General features: G+C 51.8%; 2 protein-coding genes. Both read left to right on the top strand.

The annotated features are described in order from the left end of the window. Positions 1-106: 106 nt before the first annotated feature. Positions 107-1,633, top strand: coding sequence for a ferredoxin:protochlorophyllide reductase (ATP-dependent) subunit B (gene bchB, locus H6F43_RS07170; protein ID WP_190342082.1), 1,527 nt, complete (start codon positions 107-109; stop codon positions 1,631-1,633). 308 nt (positions 1,634-1,941) lie between these two features. Continuing rightward, the coding region (locus H6F43_RS07165) for a mismatch-specific DNA-glycosylase (protein WP_190342080.1) at positions 1,942-2,272 on the top strand (331 nt) is incomplete at its 3' end.

Genomic DNA, 2,272 nt, shown 5'->3' with positions numbered 1-2,272 from the left:
CTACGCTATCTCTGAGAAAATCGAAAAGCACAAGCCCTGGAACTTAGAGCCGTCGCCTGCCCACGCTCAATCAGCGATAGTAACTCAACGATAACGGAGACACTTTATGAAATTGGCTTACTGGATGTATGCAGGTCCCGCCCACATTGGCACCCTCCGCATTGCCAGTTCCTTCAAAAACGTCCACGCCATCATGCATGCGCCTCTGGGTGACGACTACTTCAACGTCATGCGATCGATGCTGGAGCGGGAGCGAAACTTTACCCCAGTTACAACGAGCGTGGTCGATCGCAACGTCCTAGCGCGAGGCTCGCAGGAAAAAGTGGTCGAGAACATTACCCGCAAGGACGCTGAAGAACATCCCGACTTGATTGTGCTGACGCCAACCTGCACTTCCAGCATTCTGCAAGAGGACTTAGAAAACTTTGTGCAGCGTGCCCAGCTAGAGTCAAAAGGCGATGTAATGCTGGCAGATGTCAACCACTACCGCGTTAACGAGTTGCAGGCAGCCGATCGGACGCTGCATCAAATCGTTCAGTTTTACATCGAGAAAGCCCGCAAAAAGGGAACGCTGCCCACTGACAAAACCGAAAAGCCCTCGGTCAACATTATTGGCATCTCCACTCTCGGCTTCCACAACAATCACGACTGCACCGAACTGAAGCGCCTGATGGCGGATCTTGGCATTGAAGTCAACGAAGTGATTCCTGACGGTGCCTCTGTCCACAACCTGAAGAACCTGCCGCGAGCGTGGTTTAATCTGGTGCCCTACCGCGAACTCGGCGTCCTGACAGCGAAGTACTTGGAAGCTGAATTTGGCACGCCCTGCGTGGACATTACGCCGATGGGCGTTGTGGAAACGGCTCGCTGCATTCGCAAAATTCAGGAAATTCTGAACGCGCAGGGAGCTGACGTGAATTACGAAAGCTTCATCAACGAGCAAACGCTGCACGTTTCGCAGGCGGCTTGGTTCTCGCGATCGATCGACTGCCAGAACCTTACAGGTAAAAAAGCGGTCGTTTACGGCGACTCCACACATGCCGCTGCCATCACCAAAGTCCTCTCGCGCGAAATGGGCATCCGGGTCGTCTGGGCGGGTACATTCTGCAAATACGACGAAGAATGGTTCCGTGAGCAGGTTAAGGACTATTGCGATGACGTGATCATCAGCGAAGACCACGGCGCAATCGGCGATGCGATCGCCAAAGCCGAACCCTCTGCCATCTTTGGCACCCAAATGGAGCGCCACGTTGGAAAGCGACTAGACATTCCCTGCGGAGTCATTTCTGCGCCGATTCACATTCAGAACTTCCCGATCGGCTACAAGCCTTTCCTCGGCTACGAAGGCACAAACCAGCTTGTGGATTTGATTTACAACTCGTTCACGCTGGGTATGGAAGATCACCTACTAGAAATCTTTGGTGGACACGACACCAAGGAAGTGATCACGAAGGGAATTTCTGCCGATTCTGATATGGCTTGGAGCAAAGATGGCTTGGCAGAACTGAATAAAATTCCGGGCTTTGTGCGCGGCAAAGTGAAGCGAAATACCGAAAAGTTTGCGCGGGAGCGCAGCATTGAGGTGATTACTGCGGAAGTGCTCTATGCGGCGAAGGAAGCTGTTGGAGCATAGCCAATCGATCGAGACTACAGGCGTATGTAGACTCCTGCCAATGTTGGCAGGAGTTTTTTAATCAACTAGTGAAGAATTTGATAGCGTAGCACTGACTAACTCAGCGTTTTTCCAAACGATCATCGAATAGGTTGGCACTTTCTTAGGACGATCAACCTCAATGAAATCTACTTAAATCCACTCAATCGGCTGCTGGGACTGCTGGTTTCGACGGTGAAAGATTAGCCGCGTTTAGTCTTCCAATGTTGCAGTTGAATCAGAGCAACTCGTTAAGATCGAGAAGAGTAGACTGCTTCCAGTAACATTTGATGAATCGCTTACCAAAACCGACCAAGCAAGAAATTCAGGCTGCATTTGGCACAACCCTTCCTGACATCATTGCGCCTGACCTGCGCATTTTATTTTGCGGCATTAACCCAAGCCTGTATAGTGCAGCAGTGGGGCATCACTTTGCGCGTCCGGGCAATCGCTTTTGGCCAACCCTACACAGGGCGGGATTCAGCGATCGTCTCCTGAGTCCGCTTGAGGACCAAAGCCTGCTGGAGCGAGGCTACGGATTGACTAACATTGTTGAACGGGCAACCGCAACGGCGGCTGAACTTACGGCGGAAGAATTAGTCGTGGGTCAGCGATCGCTGG

The organism is Leptolyngbya sp. FACHB-36 (genome assembly GCF_014695955.1).
In the GTDB taxonomy this organism is placed as follows: domain Bacteria; phylum Cyanobacteriota; class Cyanobacteriia; order Leptolyngbyales; family Leptolyngbyaceae; genus FACHB-36.
Note: the sequence above shows the minus strand (reverse complement) of the source record. Positions and strands in the feature narration are given on the sequence as shown.